This window comes from Halobaculum marinum (genome assembly GCF_029338555.1).
GTDB lineage: Archaea > Halobacteriota > Halobacteria > Halobacteriales > Haloferacaceae > Halobaculum > Halobaculum marinum.
Window position 1 is genome coordinate 2,507,626 of the sequence record NZ_CP119989.1, and the last position, 19,353, is coordinate 2,526,978.

At 69.5% G+C, this 19,353-nt stretch carries 18 protein-coding genes; 11 read left to right on the plus strand and 7 right to left on the minus strand.

The window, feature by feature from the left end:
- Genes pstC through pstB form a run of 3 tightly spaced genes read left to right on the plus strand, consistent with a single transcriptional unit; the run spans nucleotide 1 to nucleotide 3,700 of the window.
- A complete protein-coding gene (gene pstC / locus P0R32_RS13035) occupies nucleotides 1–1,131 on the plus strand; it encodes a phosphate ABC transporter permease subunit PstC (RefSeq protein WP_276237457.1) in 1,131 nt (376 codons plus the stop codon).
- Entirely contained in the window at nucleotides 1,131–2,768 is a 1,638-nt protein-coding gene (gene pstA / locus P0R32_RS13040) for a phosphate ABC transporter permease PstA (RefSeq protein WP_276237458.1), read from the plus strand. Before pstC ends, pstA begins: the two co-directional genes overlap by 1 nt.
- Nucleotides 2,765–3,700, plus strand: a complete 936-nt coding sequence (gene pstB / locus P0R32_RS13045; RefSeq protein WP_276237459.1) for a phosphate ABC transporter ATP-binding protein PstB — start codon at nucleotides 2,765–2,767, stop codon at nucleotides 3,698–3,700. Before pstA ends, pstB begins: the two co-directional genes overlap by 4 nt.
- Nucleotides 3,701–3,896: 196 nt before the next feature.
- Here the strand turns inward: pstB and P0R32_RS13050 are convergent, their stop codons facing one another.
- Both P0R32_RS13050 and P0R32_RS13055 read right to left on the minus strand, forming a co-directional pair.
- Nucleotides 3,897–4,463: a plastocyanin/azurin family copper-binding protein gene (locus P0R32_RS13050; protein WP_276237460.1), complete on the minus strand. Its 567-nt coding sequence runs from the start codon at nucleotides 4,461–4,463 to the stop codon at nucleotides 3,897–3,899.
- A 270-nt stretch (nucleotides 4,464–4,733) separates the two neighbouring features.
- On the minus strand, nucleotides 4,734–5,795 hold the full coding sequence (locus tag P0R32_RS13055) for a glycosyltransferase family 4 protein (protein ID WP_276237461.1): 1,062 nt from the start codon (nucleotides 5,793–5,795) through the stop codon (nucleotides 4,734–4,736).
- A gap of 203 nt (nucleotides 5,796–5,998) precedes the next feature.
- Between P0R32_RS13055 and P0R32_RS13060 the strand changes: the two genes are divergently transcribed.
- From P0R32_RS13060 to P0R32_RS13080, 5 genes are all read left to right on the plus strand, one after another.
- A complete protein-coding gene (locus P0R32_RS13060) occupies nucleotides 5,999–7,834 on the plus strand; it encodes a S9 family peptidase (RefSeq protein ID WP_276237462.1) in 1,836 nt (611 codons plus the stop codon).
- Nucleotides 7,835–7,946: 112 nt separating this feature from the next.
- Nucleotides 7,947–9,134: a GAF domain-containing protein gene (locus P0R32_RS13065; RefSeq protein WP_276237463.1), complete on the plus strand. Its 1,188-nt coding sequence runs from the start codon at nucleotides 7,947–7,949 to the stop codon at nucleotides 9,132–9,134.
- 110 nt (nucleotides 9,135–9,244) lie between these two features.
- Complete coding sequence (locus tag P0R32_RS13070) at nucleotides 9,245–9,670, plus strand: cobalamin B12-binding domain-containing protein (RefSeq protein ID WP_276237464.1); 426 nt, start codon at nucleotides 9,245–9,247, stop codon at nucleotides 9,668–9,670.
- Nucleotides 9,670–10,737: a methylmalonyl Co-A mutase-associated GTPase MeaB gene (gene meaB / locus P0R32_RS13075; RefSeq protein ID WP_276237465.1), complete on the plus strand. Its 1,068-nt coding sequence runs from the start codon at nucleotides 9,670–9,672 to the stop codon at nucleotides 10,735–10,737. Before P0R32_RS13070 ends, meaB begins: the two co-directional genes overlap by 1 nt.
- A gap of 209 nt (nucleotides 10,738–10,946) precedes the next feature.
- Nucleotides 10,947–11,936: a cupredoxin domain-containing protein gene (locus P0R32_RS13080; protein ID WP_276237467.1), complete on the plus strand. Its 990-nt coding sequence runs from the start codon at nucleotides 10,947–10,949 to the stop codon at nucleotides 11,934–11,936.
- Between the two features lie 36 nt (nucleotides 11,937–11,972).
- Here P0R32_RS13080 and P0R32_RS13085 read toward each other — a convergent pair whose 3' ends face one another.
- Entirely contained in the window at nucleotides 11,973–12,905 is a 933-nt protein-coding gene (locus P0R32_RS13085) for a branched-chain amino acid transaminase (RefSeq protein ID WP_276237468.1), read from the minus strand.
- Nucleotides 12,906–13,100: 195 nt separating this feature from the next.
- Between P0R32_RS13085 and arcD the strand changes: the two genes are divergently transcribed.
- On the plus strand, nucleotides 13,101–14,543 hold the full coding sequence (gene arcD, locus P0R32_RS13090) for an arginine/ornithine antiporter ArcD (RefSeq protein ID WP_276237469.1): 1,443 nt from the start codon (nucleotides 13,101–13,103) through the stop codon (nucleotides 14,541–14,543).
- A 42-nt stretch (nucleotides 14,544–14,585) separates the two neighbouring features.
- Here arcD and P0R32_RS13095 read toward each other — a convergent pair whose 3' ends face one another.
- From P0R32_RS13095 to P0R32_RS13105, 3 genes are read right to left on the minus strand one after another with little or no spacing between them, the layout of a single operon-like run.
- Nucleotides 14,586–15,374 (minus strand): sugar phosphate isomerase/epimerase family protein, encoded by a 789-nt coding sequence (locus P0R32_RS13095; protein WP_276237471.1) that lies wholly within the window; start codon nucleotides 15,372–15,374, stop codon nucleotides 14,586–14,588.
- Between the two features lie 44 nt (nucleotides 15,375–15,418).
- Nucleotides 15,419–16,093, minus strand: coding sequence for a 3,4-dihydroxy-2-butanone-4-phosphate synthase (ribB, locus tag P0R32_RS13100; protein ID WP_276237472.1), 675 nt, complete (start codon nucleotides 16,091–16,093; stop codon nucleotides 15,419–15,421).
- Complete coding sequence (locus P0R32_RS13105) at nucleotides 16,090–16,845, minus strand: DUF120 domain-containing protein (RefSeq protein ID WP_276237473.1); 756 nt, start codon at nucleotides 16,843–16,845, stop codon at nucleotides 16,090–16,092. The genes ribB and P0R32_RS13105 overlap by 4 nt, the downstream gene beginning before the upstream one ends.
- A 264-nt stretch (nucleotides 16,846–17,109) precedes the next feature.
- On the opposite strand from P0R32_RS13105, the gene argS reads away from it, so the two are divergent.
- Nucleotides 17,110–18,873 (plus strand): arginine--tRNA ligase, encoded by a 1,764-nt coding sequence (gene argS, locus P0R32_RS13110; protein WP_276237474.1) that lies wholly within the window; start codon nucleotides 17,110–17,112, stop codon nucleotides 18,871–18,873.
- A gap of 45 nt (nucleotides 18,874–18,918) precedes the next feature.
- Nucleotides 18,919–19,128 (plus strand): hypothetical protein, encoded by a 210-nt coding sequence (locus P0R32_RS13115; protein ID WP_276237475.1) that lies wholly within the window; start codon nucleotides 18,919–18,921, stop codon nucleotides 19,126–19,128.
- A 57-nt stretch (nucleotides 19,129–19,185) separates the two neighbouring features.
- On the opposite strand, the gene P0R32_RS13120 is transcribed toward P0R32_RS13115, so the two are convergent.
- Nucleotides 19,186–19,332, minus strand: coding sequence for a hypothetical protein (locus P0R32_RS13120; protein ID WP_276237477.1), 147 nt, complete (start codon nucleotides 19,330–19,332; stop codon nucleotides 19,186–19,188).
- Between the last annotated feature and the right edge of the window lie 21 nt (nucleotides 19,333–19,353).

Genomic DNA, 19,353 nt, shown 5'->3' on the forward strand with positions numbered 1-19,353 from the left:
ATGGCACAAGTAACCAATAGAGCCGAGATGGGGGTCGAGAAGGCGGCCCGCGTTCTCAGGGGCGTCCGGGACTCCCTCGAGGACGAGGAGCCGGCTGCCGTCGCGACCGTCGGCGTCATGGCGAGCGCACTGTTGCTCTCGCTGGTCGGCTTCCTCCTCGTCTCGTCGTTGACGATCGTCCCGTTCGGGATCTTCGTCGTCACCGCCACGTACGGCTGGCTCCGTCACCAGGAGCTGACGGCCAAGACGCTCGCGTTGGCGATGACCATCTCGACGATCCTGATACTGTTGCTGATCACGGCGTTCATCTTCCGGGAGGCGGTGCCCGTGATTCAGTACGAGAGCATGACCGTGTTCGGCGTGTCGGTGCCGGGAATCCGCCTGTTCCTCCAGCCGACGTGGGAGGCCGTCACCCCGCCGGTCCGCTTCTCGATGGTCCCGATGATCCACGGCACGGTGCTCGTGACGATCATCGCGACTGCCGTCGCCGCGCCGCTCGGCATCGCGGCGGCGCTGTTCATCTCGGAGATCGCACCCGCACCCGTCCGCGAGGCGGTCAAGCCGGGCGTCGAGATCCTCGCCGGGATCCCGTCTATCGTGTACGGGTTCATCGGCTTCACCATCCTCAGCCCGTGGGCCTCCGACCAGTTCCAGATCCTCGGGCAGGGGACGTACCTGTTCGTCGGGATCGTCGTCGGCCTGATGGCGCTCCCGACGGTCGTCTCCGTCGCGGAGGACGCGCTGTCGAGCGTCCCGGAGTCGATGAAGTCCGGGTCGCTGGCAATGGGGACGACCGACTGGCAGACGATGACCTCCATCACGCTGCCGGCGGCGTTCTCCGGCGTCTCTGCGGCGGTCCTCCTCGGCGTCGGTCGTGCCATCGGCGAGACGATGGCCGCGACGGTGATGCTCCGCGGCGTCCCCAAGCTCACCGAGCCGCTGTACAACGCGTTCTACGGACAGGAGACGCTCACGTCGCTCATCGCCCGCAACTACGGCGAGGCGGAGGGGCTCCAGATGAGCGCGCTGTTCGTCGCCGGCGTCATCCTGTTCGTCACGGTGTTGTTCCTCTCCATCGGCTCGCAGTACATCGAAGCACGCATGCGAAGCAAGCTCGGAGGTGAGCAGTGATGGCGGCTGAAACCAACACGCGGAACGCGCTCGTGCGCGACGACGCCAGCGGCACCGGCATCGTCGCCGTCGGTGCCGTCGCGCTCGCCGCCGTGCTGTTCGCCGCCTCGATGGCGGTGTTGTTCCAAGTCGTCGACCTGACCACCCCCGTCGCGGGCGTCTCGCTCGCGACGATTCTCGGGGGCGGACTCGTGCTCCTCGGGGGCGCGACCGTCTCCTTCGGCGTCGGCTCGCGGCTCGAACTCGTCGAGACGGAACCGCAGGCGACCGCGGGGATGCTCGCCGGCGTCGTCTTCGCCGGCATCTGGTTCGTGGTCGCCGGACTCGTGGCCTCCCAGACGCTCGGGCTCGGCACGTTCGGGTGGGTCGCCACGTCCGTCGTCGTCGGTGTCGGTGTGTTCGCCGTGACCGTCGGCACACGCGAGGACATCGGCTCGACCGTCCCCGCGGGACTGCTCGCGGTTGCGGCGGGCCTCGTGTTCCTCACTGGTCTCATCGGCCCCGAGTGGGTGTGGGACCTCGGCTTCGAGCAGAAGGCGTCGTTCACGGGCGGGTTCACCATCCCGACGGTGACGCTGTTCTGTGCGCTAGTGGCCGGCTGGGCGTCAGCGAAGGCCTACGGTGGCTTCGGCGCCCGCGGTCGCCACACCGGCGCGTACACGCTCGTGTACCTCAACGCCGGCTCCATCGTCGGCGTCCTGTTCATCCTCGTCGCGTTCACCGTGTTCAAGGGGACCAGCGGCGTCGTCAACGGCTTCGCCCTCGGGCCGGGCGTCGGCCCCGAGTCGACTATCGTCCTGTTCGGGCAGTCGATTTCGTGGGAGTGGCCGTTCTACCTCCCGTTCGTGATGAACGGCGTCGGTCTCACCAACGACTTCAACGGCGTCCTACCGGCCATCGTCGGGACGATCTGGCTGGTCGTCGGCGCCGTCGTGTTCGCGGTCCCGCTCGGCGTCGGTGCGGCGGTGTTCCTCACCGAGTACGCCGAGCGCGGGCGCTTCACGCAGGTCGTCGAGGTCGCGACCAACGGCCTGTGGAGCACCCCCAGCATCGTCTTCGGCCTGTTCGGCTTCGCGTTCCTCATCCCACGATTCGGGAACGGGAAGTCGCTGCTGGCGGGGATGCTCACGCTCGGGTTCATGCTCCTGCCGCTGGTGGTCATCACGAGCCGCGAGGCGATGCTGTCGGTGCCCGACGAGTACCGGGACGCCAGCGCCGCCCTCGGCGTGACCAAGTGGCAGACGATCCGTAGCGTCGTCCTGCCAGCGGCGCTCCCCGGCGTCGTGACGGGGATCATCCTCGGCGTCGGCCGGATCGCCGGCGAGACGGCGCCGATCCTGCTGACGATGGCGGGCGGCGTGTTCGTCCCCGGCAGCCAGACGCCGGACGTGATCGGTGGCTTCGAGTTCACCTCGTCGCCGCCGTTCGTCGACAACCCGGTGCTGCTCGACGCCGCCTCGGCGCTCCCGTACCAGCTGTACGCCCTCATCACCGCGGGCGTCGGCGCGTCCGGGAACGTCGCCAACCCCGACGAGTTCAAGTGGGCGACGGCGCTCGTACTGCTCATCGTCGTGTTGTCGTTCTACGCGATCGGCATCGCGGCGAGGTACTACTTCCGGAGGGAACTCAACCAATGAGCGAAACCACACAGACATCCACCGACAACCAGCAGAGCACGGCCAGCAACCCCGACACGAGGACCGACGAGCCGGAGACGACCGCCGGCGAGACCGAAGAGCAGGTCCGCGAAGAGTGGCGCGAGTACGAGTTCGCGGGCGACGCGAAGCTGTCGGTCGAGGACCTCGACGTCTACTACGGGAACGACCACGCCCTGAAGGGCGTCTCGATGGACATCCCCGAGAACAGCGTCACCGCGCTCATCGGCCCCTCGGGCTGTGGCAAGTCGACGTTCCTCCGGTGTCTCAACCGGATGAACGACCGCGTCAAGTCGGCGCGCATCGACGGCTCCGTCGAACTCGACGGCCAGGAGATCTACCAGGAGGGCGTCAACCTCGTCGAACTCCGCAAGCGCGTCGGGATGGTGTTCCAGTCGCCGAACCCGTTCCCGAAGTCGATCGCCGAGAACATCTCCTACGGACCGCGCAAGCACGGTGACATCGAGACAGGCCTGCTCGCGCGCCTGCTCGGCCGCTCCAACGAGGACGAGCGCGACGAACTCGTCGAACGGTGTCTGCGCGACGCCGCGCTGTGGGACGAGGTGTCCGACCGCCTCGACGACAACGCGCTCGGCCTCTCCGGCGGGCAACAGCAGCGCCTCTGTATCGCTCGCTGTCTCTCGGTCGACCCCGAGGTCATCCTGATGGACGAGCCGGCGTCCGCGCTGGACCCCATCGCGACCGCGAAGATCGAGGACCTGATCGACGACCTCTCCGAGCACTACACGGTCGTCATCGTCACCCACAACATGCAGCAGGCGGCGCGTATCTCCGACCAGACGGCGGTGTTCCTCACCGGCGGCGAGTTGGTCGAGTACGACGACACCGAGAAGATCTTCGAGCAGCCGGAGTCGCAGCGCGTCGAGGAGTACATCAGCGGGAAGTTCGGGTAACCTCCGGCACGCGCGACGACGGCGGTGGAGTTCCCTTTTCGACTGGGTCTGGTCCGTGAGTGGTCACCTCACGAGTGCCGTCGGCGAGTCGTGGAACGGCGACCGCGACTGGCGCCGTGGTGCCGCGCCCGCGACACCGGTGGCGCCGTCGCTCGACGAGTAGTGAAGCGCGGACAGAAGCGACCGGGAGCGAGCGTTACTCCTCGGGCGGTTCGTAGTCGCCGCCGTACTTCGTGAAGAAGAACGCGAGGCCGAGCGTCGCGACCATCGCGATGAAGGAGGCGACGCCGAGACTCTTGGCCGAGTCCGGCACCTCTGGCGGGCCCGCGGGCGTCGCCGTCGGCGTCGGAAGTTGTTCGACGACCTCGATGGTGCCGACCATGCCGAGCGACTTGTGCGGGTCGCAGTAGTACTCGTACACGCCCGTCGTCTCGAACGTGAACTCGTGGCTGAAGCCCGTGTCCTCGAGCGGTTCGTGGCCGCCCCAGGAGGCGCCATCGGGCTGGCTGTCGACGACGATGTTGTGGCCGTCCGTGACCCAGTCGAACGTGACCGTCGTGCCGGGCGTCACGTACAGCGGCTCGCTGGTGCCGGGTGTGTACGCGAGTCCGTCGCTGCCGGCGCCGACCTCGACGGTACCGGAGCCGTCGGCGGTAGCCTGTGCGGCGGCGCTTCCCGACCCCGCGGCGACCGCGCCCGCGGTGGCGGCCGTGCCCGCCGCCCCCCGGAGGAAGTTCCGGCGGCTGAGCGTGTCGTCTTCCATGCGCGTCGCTTGGCCTGTCCCGAACGTATATCCGTCGATTGAATCCGGGCCGAACGTGCGGCGGGCGCGGTCGGTGGCGACGCGGGAGCGGTGGCGGTGCGGGAGCGGTGGCAGTGCTGTGCGGGAGCGGTGGCAGTGCTGTGCGGAGCCACCGGCGACAGAACCGCGAGCGAGCCCGGAGGGCGAGTGAGCGGCCTTTTGATCATGAACGGGTTTTGGCGGGGGTCGAGCGCGCCGGCGGCGCGCGAGGCCCCCGTGAAAAGCGGTTCGTCAGAACCAGCCGTAGTCGTCGACGACCGCCTCGTAGCAGTCGACCCACTCCGAGTGGACGTCGTCGTGGTCGAACCCCGCGAACCCATCGTTCGTCTCCCACTCGGGGAGCGTGCCGCAGGCGACAATCTCGTCTGCCAACTCCTGCGGGGTCGTCACCAGCCGACCGCGGTCGAGTCCCTCGACGAGTTCGTGTGCCGACGAACCGGCCTGGTACTCGACGATGCCGACGCACCCGCACGCCAGCGCCCACAGCAGTTCGGTCGCGAACGGTTCGTAGGTGGCCGTCTGGGCGAACACGTGCGAGCCCTTGAGCACGGGGACGAACTCCGCTGGGGTGAGGTCGCCGAGGAACGTCACGCGGTCGTCGATCCGCAGGTCGGCGGCCATGCGCTCGGCGTCGGCGCGGGCGGGGCCGTCGCCGACCACGGCGGCGGTCCAGTCGCGGTCGCGCAACTCCGCCAGTGCCAGCAGGAACTCCCCGACGTTGGCGTCGCCGTCAAGGTCGCGGGCCCACACCGCGTCGAAGCGGTCGTCGACGCCCGCCGAGCGCACCAACTCGAAGTCGATGCTCTCGGGGATCACCTGCACGTCGGCGTCGCCGGCGCCGTGTTCGCGGACCGCCGTCCGAACCGTCTCGGAGGGGGTGAGCACGCGGTCGGCGCGGCTCGCGGCCTTGCGGTACTGGCGGTCGGACCCGCGTTCGGGGTCGCGCTCCCACCAGTCGAGCACTACCGGGACGCGAAGCACCTTCGCGGCGGTCTGGGCGGTCGTCACGTGGCCCGGCGGGACCGAGACGGCGTGCACCACGTCCGGGGAGAGCGACCGGAGCGCGAACGGGAGCTTCGAGCGGAACGACCCCGCCGCCTGGCCGTCGGTGACGGCGTGGTACTCGACGCCCTCGTCTTCGAACTGGTCGAGGTCGCCGCCCCACCACTGGGCGCACAGACAGTGAACCTCGTGCCCGCGGGCGGCGAGCCCGCGGGCGACGCGTCGCGTCCGGCGGGTCGCGGGACGGTCCCGCGTCCACACCGTGTCCATCGAGACGACCGCGACACGCATCGTGCGCTCACCTACCCGTGGGGGAACAAAAAGGGAGGCGATAGCGCCGCGCCCACCGATTCACGGCGTTGTCGGTCCGCGCGTCCGCCGAGCGCACCCGAGCGACGCCCGCCGGGGGCAGCCAGCAGCGGTCCCGCCCGGGCGGGCGCTCGGCCACCTCGGTGACCCGAACGCTTTCGGTTCGAGGCGGGGACAGTACCGGTATGACCGACCCGACGTACGACATCGAGCGGTACCTCAACGTCCGCGCGGCCCACAGCGCGGCGTTCGCCGAGGACGGCACCCTCGCGTTCCTGATGGACACCACCGGCACGCCACAGGTGTGGAGCCTCGGCGAGGCCGGCGAGTGGCCCGAACAGCACACCTTCTTCGAAGAGCGCGTCACCTTCGTCGACTGGTCGCCCGAGCGGCGCGAACTCGCCTTCGGGATGGACGAGGGCGGCAACGAGCGGATGCAGTTGTTCCGCCTCGACCCGGACTCGGGTGTCGTCACCGAGTTGACGGCGATGCCCGACGCGAAACACCGCTGGGGCGGCTGGTCGCACGACGGCGAGCGGTTCGCGTTCGCCTCGAACCGGCGTGACGAGTCCGTGTTCGACGTGTACGTGCAGGGGCGCGACGAGACGGGTGACGACGCGACGATGGTCCACGAGGGCGACGGCTGGCTCTCGGTCGGCGGGTGGTCGCCCGACGACACACGCCTGCTCGTCCACGAGGCGCACGCGAGCTTCGAGCACGACCTGTACGTCCTCGACGTCGAGACGGGCGAGATGACGCACCTCACCCCACACACGAACGAGGCACGGTTCCAGAGCCCCGAGTGGGCGCCCGACGGCGACGGGGTGTACGTCTGCACCGACCACGCCTCCGACACCCTCCGGCTCGAACGGATCGCCCTCGGCGCGGACGCCGGCGGCGACCCGGACGATGCGACCGGCGACCTCACCGTCGTCGAGGACGGCGACGGCTGGAACGTCGACGGCGTCGTCGTCGACGCCGACACGAATCGGGTCGCCTACTCGCGCAACGTCGAGGGGCACACCGAGATCACCGTCGGCGAGTTCACCGCGCCCGAGCGGATCGACGCGTTCGCCGAACCCGACCTCCCGCAGTGCGTCGCGGGCGGCTTCTCGTTCGGCCCCGACGCCGACCGCGCGGCGATCACCGTCACGGGAAGCACGGTGAACACGAACGTGTACGTGATCGACGTGAAGTCCGGCGAGACGGAGCGGTGGACGTACGCCGCGACCGCCGGCATCCCGCCGGAGACGTTCGTCGAACCGGAGTTGGTGCGCTACCCCACCTTCGACGGCCGCGAGATTCCGGCGTTCTTCTCCACGCCGGACGACGCCGGCGAGCGCGACACGCCGGTCATCGTCGACATCCACGGCGGGCCGGAGAGCCAGCGCCGCCCCTCGTTCAACGCCGTCAAGCAGTACTTCCTCAACAACGGCTACGCCGTGTTCGAGCCGAACGTCCGCGGCTCCTCGGGGTACGGGAAGGCGTACTCGCACCTCGACGACGTGGAGAAGCGCATGGACTCGGTCGCGGACATCGAAGCGGCCGTCGAGTGGCTCCACGACCACCCCGTCGTCGACCCCGAGCGCATCGTCGCGATGGGCGGCAGCTACGGCGGCTTCATGGTGCTGTCTGCGATGACAGAGTACCCGGACCTGTGGGCCGCCGGCGTCGACATCGTCGGCATCGCGAGCTTCGTGACGTTCCTCGAGAACACCGGCGACTGGCGCCGCGAGTTGCGGGAAGCCGAGTACGGGTCGCTGGCGGACGACCGCGAGTTCCTCGAGTCGGTGTCGCCGATCAACCACGCCCACGAAATCGCCGCACCGCTGTTCGTGCTCCACGGCGCCAACGACCCGCGGGTTCCCGTGGGCGAAGCCGAGCAGATCGTCGAGGAGGCCAGCGAGCACGTCCCCACACGGAAACTGATCTTCGAGGACGAGGGGCACGGCTTCTCGAAGCTCGACAACCGGATCGAGGCGTACCGAGCGATCGTGGAGTTCCTGAACGAACACGTCTGAGCGCCCACGCGGATCGCTCCGGGCACTGTCAGTCCACCGGTCCGATTCTCAATCGCTGGATCTGTGAGCGAATGAATTATACCTGATCGAACCCTCGTTTGCAACCGTCTATATGCCGTCCTCCCGCGATCCCCGCGTTCTGGTAGCGGAGCCAGCAGGAGTCGACGGGTCGGACGGCGCCGCAGTCGTCGCCGAGATCAAACAACGGTCTGGGTTCACGGCGCTGTTGAAGCGCGAGACGGTGGCGACGGAGTACCTCCGCGAACTCGGGCCGACGATAGACTGCGTCGTCTGTGTCTCACTGCCTGGCGAGCGGGTGGAGGCGCTCACCGCGGCCGCCGGCGAGGTGCCGGTGATCGTGTACGGCGACGAGATACCGCCGGTGCCAGTCGACGAAGTGGTCGCCAACGACGGGGGGATGGACGTGCTCGTCGAGCGGATCACCGAGCGGATCGAGCGCCGCCGCGAGCGGGACGCGCTCGCGGAGGCCAACGCGAAGCTGTCGGCGCTCAACGAGTACACCCGCGAGCTGACCGGCTGTCGGTCCGTCGACGACGTGAGCGACACCGCCGTCGACGCCGTCACCAACGCGCTCGGCCACGGACGAGTCGTGCTCGCGATGCTCGACGGAGACGTGTTCTACCCGTACGGGCACACGCTCCCGAGCGAACCGGAGGTGAAGATCGACATCGACGAGGGGATCGTGGGGCGGACGTTCGAGACCGGCGAGACGCAGATCATCGACGACTACGACGACGACCCCGACAAGGTCCGCGACGTGCCGGCGGTCGGCTCCGCGGTGAGCGTGCCGCTCGGCGACCACGGTGTCCTCCAAGTGACCGCAGACCGGAAGCACGCCTTCGACCGACAGGACGCGGAGTTCCTCGAAATCGTCGCCTCCCACGCCGCAGAGGCGCTGTCGCGGCTCGAACGCGAGACGGACCTGCGCGTCGAGCGCGACCGACTCCACGCCTTCTTCGAGGGGCTCGGTGCCCCGGCGGTGTACGTCGAGTCGTCCGACGGCGAGGAGCCGGTGTTGCTGGAGGCGAACTCGGCGTACCGAGAGACGTTCGGCGACGAGCACGTCGGGGAGCCCGTCAGCGACGCCTTCCCGACGGAGACGGAGCGGACGCTGTTCGCCGAACACCTCGTCGACGGGGACATCGTCCGTGAGCCGATCTGTCGGGAGACCGCCGACGGGCGGGTCGTCGACCTCGAGGTCGGGATGGTTCCGGTGCCGACCACGGGGCTGGACGCGGCCGCCTTCGGGCTGTACGTCGTCGACGTGGAGTTGCCGTAGCCTGCGGCGTCGCCATCGCGGTCGCGGTCGACGCTCCCGCCGTCCGGCGTCCACCACGGGCCTTCACGGTCGTCCGTTAAAGTCAACACCGGCGGCGTCCAACGCGACCCATGAGCACACAGGAGCGCGAGGAGGGCCGGCAGATCCGCTGCCTCATCGCCAAGGTGGGACTCGACGGCCACGACCGCGGCGCACACGTCATCTCGCGGGCGTTCCGCGACGCCGGCTTCGAGGTCATCTACTCCGGGCTCCATCGCGCGCCCGACGAGATCGTGCAGGCGGCCGTCCAGGAGGACGTCGACGTCCTCGGCATCTCCATCCTCTCGGGGGCGCACAACACGCTCGTCCCCAAGATCGTCACCGGCCTGGAGGAGTACGACGCCTTCGAGGACACCCTGATCCTCGTGGGCGGGATCATCCCCGACGACGACCGCGAGGACCTCCTCGACATGGGCGTCGCCGCCGTGTTCGGCCCGGGCACGCCGATGGAGGACACCATCGAGTTCGTCCGCGAGAACGTCCACGACCGCGAGTGATGACGGCCGCAGAGTCGACGGAGTCGGACCTGGTCGCAGAGCTGTTGGACGGCAAACATCGGGCGCTGGCGCGGGTGATCACGAAGATCGAGAACCGCTCGACGGGCTACCGCGACATCGTCTCGCAACTCCACACCCACACGGGCCACGCCGACGTGATCGGGATCACAGGGAGCCCCGGCGCAGGCAAGTCGACGCTCGTCGACAAACTGGCGAAGACGTACCGCGACCGCGGCGACACCGTCGGCGTCATCGCTGTCGACCCCTCCTCGCCGTACACGGGCGGGGCGGTGCTGGGTGACCGCATTCGGATGGCCTCGAACGTCGGCGACATGGACGTGTTCTTCCGGTCGATGAGCGCCCGCGGCACCCTCGGCGGGCTGTCGACAGCCACGTCGGACGCCGTGAAGGCGCTCGACGCGTTCGGCAAGGACAAGGTGATCATCGAGACGGTCGGCGCCGGCCAAAACGAGGTCGACATCGTCCGCACCGCCGACACCGTCTGCGTGCTCGTCCAGCCCGGGTCGGGCGACGACGTGCAAATGCTGAAGGCGGGCATCCTCGAAATCGGCGACGTGTTCGTCGTCAACAAAGCCGACATGGACGGCGCCGAGCGCACCGTCGCCGAGTTGGAGGAGATGATCCACATGCGCCAGAACCCCGCGGCGGGGCTCGACACCGGTCACCATGGCCCCGTCGACGAGGCGGAGATGGCGCAGGTCGCCATCGACGACCCCGACGAGGAGGCGTGGGACCCCGAGGTCGTCCAGACGGTCGCGACAGGCGGCGAGGGCGTCGACGAGTTGATCGACACGCTCGCGGCGCACGCCGAGTGGCTCCACGAGACGGGGCACATCGAGGACAAAGCGCGCGGGCGCTACGCCGAGGAGATCCGACAGCTGATCCGCTCGGACACCGCGGCACTGCTGGAAGACGTGATCGACGCTCGCGGCGGCATCGACGCCCTCGCCGACGACGTGCTCGCGAAGGAGACGGACCCGTACACGGTCGCCGACGAGTTGGTCGGCCCCGTTCGCGACTGCGTCGACGAGGAGTTGACGCGGTGAGGTCGGCCCGGCGCTCCGACGCCCGTTCGAAGCGCTGAGGAGCCGGGCACGCCGCGAAACGGTCGATTATTCCGTTCTGTCCCGCGGTCGCGACGAGACGGCGAGCGTGAGCTTCCGCAGACGTAGGCTGCGCGATACGGCACGCAGGGGCGTCGTACCCAGAGTACGCGCCCGGTAGAAATACGCGGGCCGTGTGAACGTGCGGGGGCATGGCGACAGACAACGACGGCGACGCAGAAACCGACGGATCGACTGACGAAGGCGGGCTGATCCCGGCGTCCTCGCGGCGACGGCTGTTGAAGATCGGCGGTGCCGGCGCCGTGGCGGCGGCGTTCGGGGGTGCGGGGATGGCGGCGGCCCAGCAGGAAGACGACGATGAGGACGACGGGGAGGGTGACGACGGCGAGGAGGACGACGGCGCCACCGGCGGCGGGAGCGAGTCGGTGTTGGACGACCTCGTCGACCCCACGTTCGGCTACCCGCTCGCCGCCGACGAGTCGGACGGCGTCTCCGTCGAGCGCGTCGTCGACGTGACCGAGACGGACGGAGAGGGAGCACACGCCGACTTCCCGTCGGAGCCGTCCGGCGAGGCGCCGGGCGCGTTCGAGGAGGTGCCCGCCGAGTTCTACTTCGACCCGGTCGGACTGGCGGTCGAACCGGGCACACTCGTCCAGTTCCGCGTGCTGGAGGGGCTCCACACGGTGACCGCGTTCACCGAACTCGCCGAGCCGGCGCTCGGACTCCCGCGCCGTGTTCCCGAGGACTCGCCGCCGTTCACCTCGCCCCCGTTGACCCCCGACCAGTCGTGGGTGTACCAGTTCGAGGAGTCGGGCGTGTACGACTACTTCTGTTTCCCCCACCTCGGACTGGGGATGGTGGCCCGGATCGTCGTGTACGACCCGGAGGACGACGACCTCGCCGACGACGCGTTCGCAGTCGAGGCGGACGACTCGCTGTTCCCCAACGACCGGCGGGTGCTCGCGAGCGAGGAACTGGTCCCCGAGAACGTCGTCGACGCCGGCGAGGTCGCCTGGGCGGACCTGACCATCGAGGGGGCCGAGGAGTCGGGGACGCCCGACGAAGCCGAGGCGGAGACGGAGACTGGGGAAGCGGAAACCGAGGAAGCGGAGACGGAGACTGGGGAAGCGGAGACGGAGACCGATGAATCGGAGACGGAGACCGAGCCGGAGGAGTCGTAGGTCGCTACGGGGCACGCCCTGAGCGCGGCGACGCGCTCAGACGTACGTGAACCACTCCTCGTGGTCGTCGGTGCGACGCTCCACGAGGTCAAAGAACGCGGTCTGGAGTTCCTCGGTGATCGGGCCGCGCGAGCCGTTGCCGATTTCGACGTTGTCCACCTGCCGGATCGGCGTGACCTCCGCGGCCGAGCCGGTGAAGAACAGTTCGTCGGCGGTGTTCAACTCGCCGCGCGAGATGCTCACGTTGTCGTGGACGGTGTAGCCGCGCTCGCGCGCCAGTTCGATCACGGTGTTGCGCGTGATGCCGTCGAGGATGGACTCCGAGAGCCCGGGCGTGAACAGTTCGCCGTCGCGCACGAGGAAGATGTTCTCGCCGGGGCCTTCCGCGACGTTGCCCTCCTTGTTGAGGACGATCGCCTCTTTGTAGCCGTTGCGCCGCGCCTCCTCGCCCGCCAGCAGGGAGTTGACGTACAGCCCCGTCGTCTTCGCGTTCGTCGGAATCTGCGAGGAGGAGTGCTTGCGCCACGAGGAGACCATCGCCTTGATGCCGTTCTCCAGTGCGTCGTCGCCGAGGTACGCGCCCCACGGCCACGCCGCGATGGCGACGTCGGTCGGGCAGTCGCCCGGCGACACGCCGAGGCTGTTGTAGCCGTAGTAGGCGATGGGGCGCACGTACGCGCTGTCGAGGTCGTTGCGGCGGATGACCTCCATCGTCGCCTCGGTGATCTCCTCGCGCGTGTACGGGATCTCCATGTCGTACGGCTTCGTCGACTCGTAGAAGCGGTCGAGGTGCTCCTCCCAGCGGAACACCGCCGTCCCTTCCTCGGTGTCGTACGCGCGAACGCCCTCGAAGACGCCCGTGCCGTAGTGCAGTCCGTGTGTGAGGACGTGAGTCGTCGCGTCCTCCCAGTCGACGTACTCGCCGTTGTGCCAGATGGTGTCGACGTCCATCTCCGCGAAGCCAGCCATACGCGGTCGCAGGAATTGCCGGACAATAAAGACCCCAGAAAAAGCCCGGGGGCGCGACGGCGACTCGGCGGGGTGGGGCGAAGCCGACGGTCTGCGACCGTCCGCTCCGCGTCGTGCCAAGTCGCTGACCAACATCGACGACCGTGAATAATATAGTCGCTCCGTTTAATTACCTTCAGAAATTACGACCGGCAGATGACCACGGAAACCCCTCGGACGTATGACGACTTCGAGGCGGACCGGCTGCCGAGCGCGTGGGAGGCGCTCGTCCCCATGCTCGCGGTGGTCCTGTCGCTCGGGGTCGGCTCCGGCCTGCTCGGATTGGCGCCGCACGCCCCGTTGGTGTGGAGTATCGCCTTCGTCGGACTGTTCGCGCGGTACCGCCTCGGCTACGACTGGGAGGCCGTGTACGACGCCGCGGAGGGTGGCCTCCGGATGGGGATCCAGGCGATCTTGATCCTGTTCGTCATCTACGGACTGATCTCGACGTGGACCGCCGCCGGCACCATCCCCGGGCTGATGTACTACGGACTCGGCCTGCTCTCGCCGGTGGTGTTCCTCCCGGTGACGGCGGTGCTCGCGGCGGTCGTCGCGTTCGCCATCGGCTCGTCGTGGACGACCGTCGGGACGCTGGGCGTCGCGTTCATCGGCATCGGGAACGGCCTCGGCGTCGCCGCACCGATGACCGCCGGCGCCATCGTCTCGGGTGCCTACGCGGGCGACAAGCAGAGCCCCCTGTCTGACACGACGAACCTCGCGGCCGCCGTCACCGGCACCGACCTGTACGACCACATCCGCGCGATGCGCCTCGGCACCGCGATCGCCATCGGGCTGTCGATCCTCGGGTACGCTGTCCTCGGACTGTTCGCGGTGACAGGGACCGGCGGAGACACCTCGGCGATCACGGCGCCGCTGGCGTCGACGTACGCGATCACCCCGCTCGTGTTCCTCCCCCTGCTGGTCACGTTCGGGCTGTCGATCCGCGGCTACCCCGCCCTGCCGTCGCTGCTGGCCGGCGTGTTCGCCGGCGCTGGCACCGCCGTGTTCGTCCAGGGGACGGCGTTCACGGCGACGTGGGACGCCTTCCTCAACGGCACCGCCCCCGAGACGGGGAGCGAACTGGTGAATGGCCTGCTCGCGACCGGCGGCGTCGCCGGCTCCGGCTGGACCATCGCGACCGTCGTCGCGGCGCTCGCGCTCGGCGGGCTGTTGGAGGGGACGGGCGTGCTCGCGACGCTGGCGAACCGGCTCGCCGACGTGGTGTGGTCCCGGCGCTCGCTCGTCGCCGGCACCGGCGTCGCCGCGCTCGCGACGAACGGGTTCACCGCGCAGCAGTACATGAGCATCGTCCTCCCCGGGGTGAGCCTCCGGACGCTGTACGACGACTACGATCTCGACTCGAGCGACCTCTCACGGGCGGTCGAGGCGGCTGGCACCCCGTCGAGTCCGCTGTTCCCGTGGAACGCCGGCGCCGTGTTCATGGCCGGCGTGCTCGGGTTCGGCACCTCCTGGGACTTCGTGCTGTACTACTTCTTCGGCCCGCTGTCGATCCTCGTGCTGTTCGCGCTGACGCTGTCGGGGCGTGCGGCGTCGCCGGCCGCGGGGCCGTCCGCCGACGCCGCCCCCGCCGACGACTGACGCGCACCGCCGGCGGCGGGACCGACTCGACTGACGGCCCACTCACTCGGCCGCCAGCCACTCGTCGAACCGCCGTTTCCCGAGTGCGACGTACTCGTAGTCGAAGCCGAACACCTCGTGCGTGCAGGTGCCCGACCAGTCCGTCTCGCGCATCGCCGCGGCGAGGTCGTCGAACGGGTGGCCGCCGATGCCGATCGGGAGGTGTTCGTCGGCCCGCGACTCCCCGCGCCGGGTGTTGAGGTGGACGTGGTCGATCCGGTCGCCGTGCTCGCGAAGGAGCGCCGCCTGCCACGCGAGGTCGTAGCCGGCGACCATCGCGTGGCCGGTGTCGAGACACGCCGCGGCGTCGGTCTCCGCGAACAGCGCCGGGAAGTCGCCGGCGTCGAAGAACGGCCCCTTCACGTTCTCGACGACCAGCGAGAATCCCCGGTCGCTCGCGTACTCGTCGACGCGCCGGACCGACTCGAAGATTCGGTCCCGGATCTCCGGGCCGTCGAACTTCGCCGCGTTCGCCCGCGAGGTGGCGTGCATCACGCCCCGCTCGGCGCCGAACTCGAGCGCGGTGTCGATGGACGCCTCCAGTTCGCGGCACGCCCCCTCGCGAACGCCGGCGTGGACGCTCCCCGGGTCGACGCGGTACGGCAGGTGGACGAGCGGGTCGACGGGCGCGTCGGCGAACGCCGCCCGCACGTCGCCGGCGTCGACGTGCGAGCGCTCGAACGCGGCGTCCATGTTCAGTTCGACGTAGTCGAACCCCGAGTCGGCGGCGAACGACAACGCCGCATCGAGGTCGTGACCGGTCTCGACGGTGAAGCCTTGGCGGAGGGACACGACTGCCGCGTCGCCCACAGCCGAAGAAAAGCTGTCGCCGCGCCCTACCGCAGCGCCGCGACGAGGTCCTCCCCCTCGACGTACGGGAGGCCGTTGCGCCGCGCGTACTCTCGGGCCGCGTCGGTCGACAGCGCGCGACCCGTCTCGTCGTCGAGCATCTCACAGACGACGACAGCGGGCGCCTGCTCCGTCTCGGCGGCCATCGCGAGGCCGAGTTCGGTGTGGCCGAGGCGGTCGTCCAAGCCGCCGGGCGCGCCGCGGAGCACGTGGACGTGGCCGGGTGCGCGGAACTCCGCGGCGAAGTCGTCGGCGTCGTAGTCGACGCCGGCGTCGACGGTGGAGGCCATCGACGCCAACTCGGTGATCGTTCGCGCGCGGTCGTCGTCGGTGATGCCCGTGAACGTGTCGCGGTGGTTCACCGGCAGCGAGAACGACGAGCGGTCGTCGTACCCGAGGTCGTGACTCGCAGCGGCGGGGTGGTCGATCTGTGCTTCGAGGAACGGGAGGCCGACCGCGTCCGCGACGGCGTCGGAGACGGCGACACAGATCAAGCCGCCCGCGTCGTTGCGGAGGTGGGCGACCGCCTCCGGGGTGACCGCGCTCGCGGGGTAGACGATGTCCGTCTCCCCCTCGCGGTCGTCGAAGTCGTGCACCAACACCGGCTCGCCGGCGCGGAAGGCCGCGAGCGCGCGGTCGAGCCGCCCGGCCTGTCGACTCACGCCGACCCCCCCGGACCCGTCGCCTCGACGGGTTGTGCCGGCTCGTCGGCGCGCTCGGCGTCGGTGACCCGCACCGTGATGTCGTCGCCGTCGTCGAGCGCCAACTCCTCGCGGAGCTTCGCGGGCGCGATGAGTTCGAGTTGGTCCTCGTCGTGGTGGGTGCGTTCGGGGACGATGACGTGGACCGGCTCGAACGTCGCACCGTCGACGTCGACGACGGCGGCGTAGCACGTCGCCGGCCCGAACGTCCGCTCCTCGTCCTCCCAGCCGTCGATGGGGACGCCCTCGACGGAGTCGAGACCGGCGCGGGCGCGGACAGCCGCCTCGGTGAGCGAGACGTTCAGCGTGCCCGGGAACGGCTCGTAGCCGAGGCGCTCGACGAACTGCTCGTGGTAGCCCGACAGCTGGATGTAGTGGCGGCCCTCGCCCATCCCGGAGGTGACCGTCCCCGCGAGCGTGAGGCCCGCCTCTCCCTCGAACAGCCGTCGGTAGTCGGCGTACTCGGCGCGCAGGCGGCGCTCGCCGGGACCGGTGACGGTCACCCACTGGCCGTCGCCGACGACGTCGCGGTCGAGCAGGCCCGCCGCTTCGAGCCGCTGGAGGCGTCGCGAGGCGGTCTGGCTGGAGGCGTCGAGCCGCTCGCCGAGCGTCGAACAGGAGACCTTGACGGGTTCGCGCAGCCCGCCCTGGAGCGCGACCGTCTTCAACGCGGCCACCTCGTCGTGGCCGACGGCCGTCGTGTGAGAACTCATTATCTGGACTCCGTGTCCGCGACCCAAAAGCGTACCGAATACGGTATGCGTATCAGAAACGTGATGGTGTGTCACGCTGGCGTGACAGCTACCGTATCTGTGGCGCGAGCGCACCAAAAGGCGTCGGTCCCGGCGCGGTCAGCCGGTCCGTCGGTCCCAGCGCGGTCGGCGGTCGACCGGCGGGACCGGCCTGATGGCGACCACGGCGACCCGAGGCGGGACGGTTCGGAAACCCATTTATCGGCGGCGGCGGAAGCGACGCGCATGTTCAGACAGTTCCGGTCGGCCGTGGCGGCGGCGCTGGAAGACGCGCTCGCCGACCTCGGCTACCCGACCGACGACCTCGGCATCGAGGACCCGCCCGACGGCGTCGACGCGACGCTCGCCTCCAGCGTCGCCTTCCGACTCGCGGGCGAGGCGGGTGCCCCGCCGCCGCAGGTCGCCGGCGAGGTCGTCGACGCGGTCGACGTCGAGACGACCGAGTACCTCGCGCGCGTCGCCGCGAACGGCCCGTACGTGAACTTCTTCGTCGACGACGCCTACCTCGCGGACACGCTCGACGCCGCCCGCGACACGGAGTTTGGAAACCTCCCGCCCAACGGGGAGTCGGTCGTCGTCGAGCACACCTCCGCGAACCCGACCGGTCCCGTCCACGTCGGTCGCGCGCGCAACCCGATCATCGGCGACGCCGTCGCCAACGCCATCGAGTACGCCGGCTACGACGTCGACCGTCACTACTACGTCAACGACGCAGGGCGCCAGATGGCCGTGTTCACGTGGGCCTACGAGACGTTCGACGAGGCCGACCTGCCCGAGCCAGAGCGCGACACGCCCGACTACGACCTCGTCCGCTACTACCGCAAGGGGAACGCGTTCCTCGAAGACGGCGACGAAACCGAGGTCGAGGCCGCGGAGGCCGAGATCCAGTCGATCATGCAGGGGCTGGAGGAGGGTGACGAGGACACCTACGAGCGCGTCAGCGAAGTCGTCGACACGGTGCTGGAGGGGATGCGCGCCACCCTCGCGCGCCTCCCCGCCGAGTTCGACGAGTTCGTCAAGGAGACGCGGTTCATGCGCGACGGCTCCGCCGACGAGGTCGTCGAGCGCCTGCGCGAGTTGGACGAGTCCGTCTACGAGGAGGACGCCTGGCAGTTGGACCTCTCCGAGTTCGGCATCGACAAACTGCTCGTGTTCCTGCGGTCGGACGGGACGACGCTGTACACGACCCGCGACCTCGCGCACCACGAGTGGAAGTTCGACAACTACGACCGCGCGGTGACGGTCATCGGCGAGGACCACAAGCTGGCGTTCGACCAACTCCGGTACGCGCTTGAGTTGCTCGACAACGACACCGAGCAGCTCGAACAGCTGTTCTACTCGTGGGTGAACCTCCCCGGCGGCGAGGGGATGAGCACCCGCGCTGGCACCGGCATCGACCTCGACGACCTGCTCGACGAGGCGGTCGACCGCGCCCGCGAGGAGGTCGAACGCCGCATGGACGACCGCATCCGCAACGACGACCTCACCGAGGAGGACGTCGAGCGTATCGCCCGGCAGGTCGGCATCGGGGCGGTACGCTACGACATCGTGAGCAAGCAGCCCACGAAGTCGATCACCTTCGAGTGGGACCGCGCGCTCGACTTCGAGGCGCAGTCGGCGCCGTACGTCCAGTACGTCCACGCGCGCTGTTGCGGCATCGTCGCCGAGGCCGGCGACGAGGGGCTGGCGCCCGACGCGACGGTCGACCCCGCCGCGCTGTCGACGCCCGAGGAGGCCGCCTTGCTCCGTGTGATCGCCCGCTTCCCCGCGGTCGTCGAGGAGGCCGCCGAGGACCTGGAGCCCCACCGCGTCGCCACCTACACCCGCGAGTTCGCCGAGACGTTCAACGCCTTCTACCGCGAGTGCCCGGTGCTCACCGCCGACGACGAGGCGACCCGCGAGGCCCGCCTCGCGCTCGTGGCCGCCGCGCGCAACACGATCGCGAACGCGCTCGACGTGCTCGGGGTCGAAGCCCCCGAGTCGATGTAAGCGCGGGCGAAACACACATCTTCGACGGGTGACACACCGGCTGGTGTGTCCCACATCGACGAGGAGCCCTCCGACACAGCGACCGCCGCAGCAGAGCCACTCGCCGTGATCACGATCTGGGTCGTCGTCTTTCTCGCGGCGGAGCTTCTCGTGCCCACGGGACTGCCCGACCTCGTGGTCGCGGGTCCCGTCGGCGGCGTCGCGTTCGTCGTCTCGCGGCGCTATCTCGCGGCGAGACGGGAGAACGAGTCGTGAGTCGTTTGTCTGAGGTGGTTTGTCGTCGGTTCGTCGTGGCCCGCGTGGTCGCCGTCGTTACGCCGCCAGCGGCACCAGCACGCCCGCGGGGGTGATCAGACTGCCGCCGACCGACAGCACGGCGATGGCGCCCAGTCCGAGCGCGAGGACGATGAAGACGAGAATCCACCAGATCGGCACGGAGTCGTTGCCTGCTTCGCTCATACTCGGGTGAGGCGCGGGCGG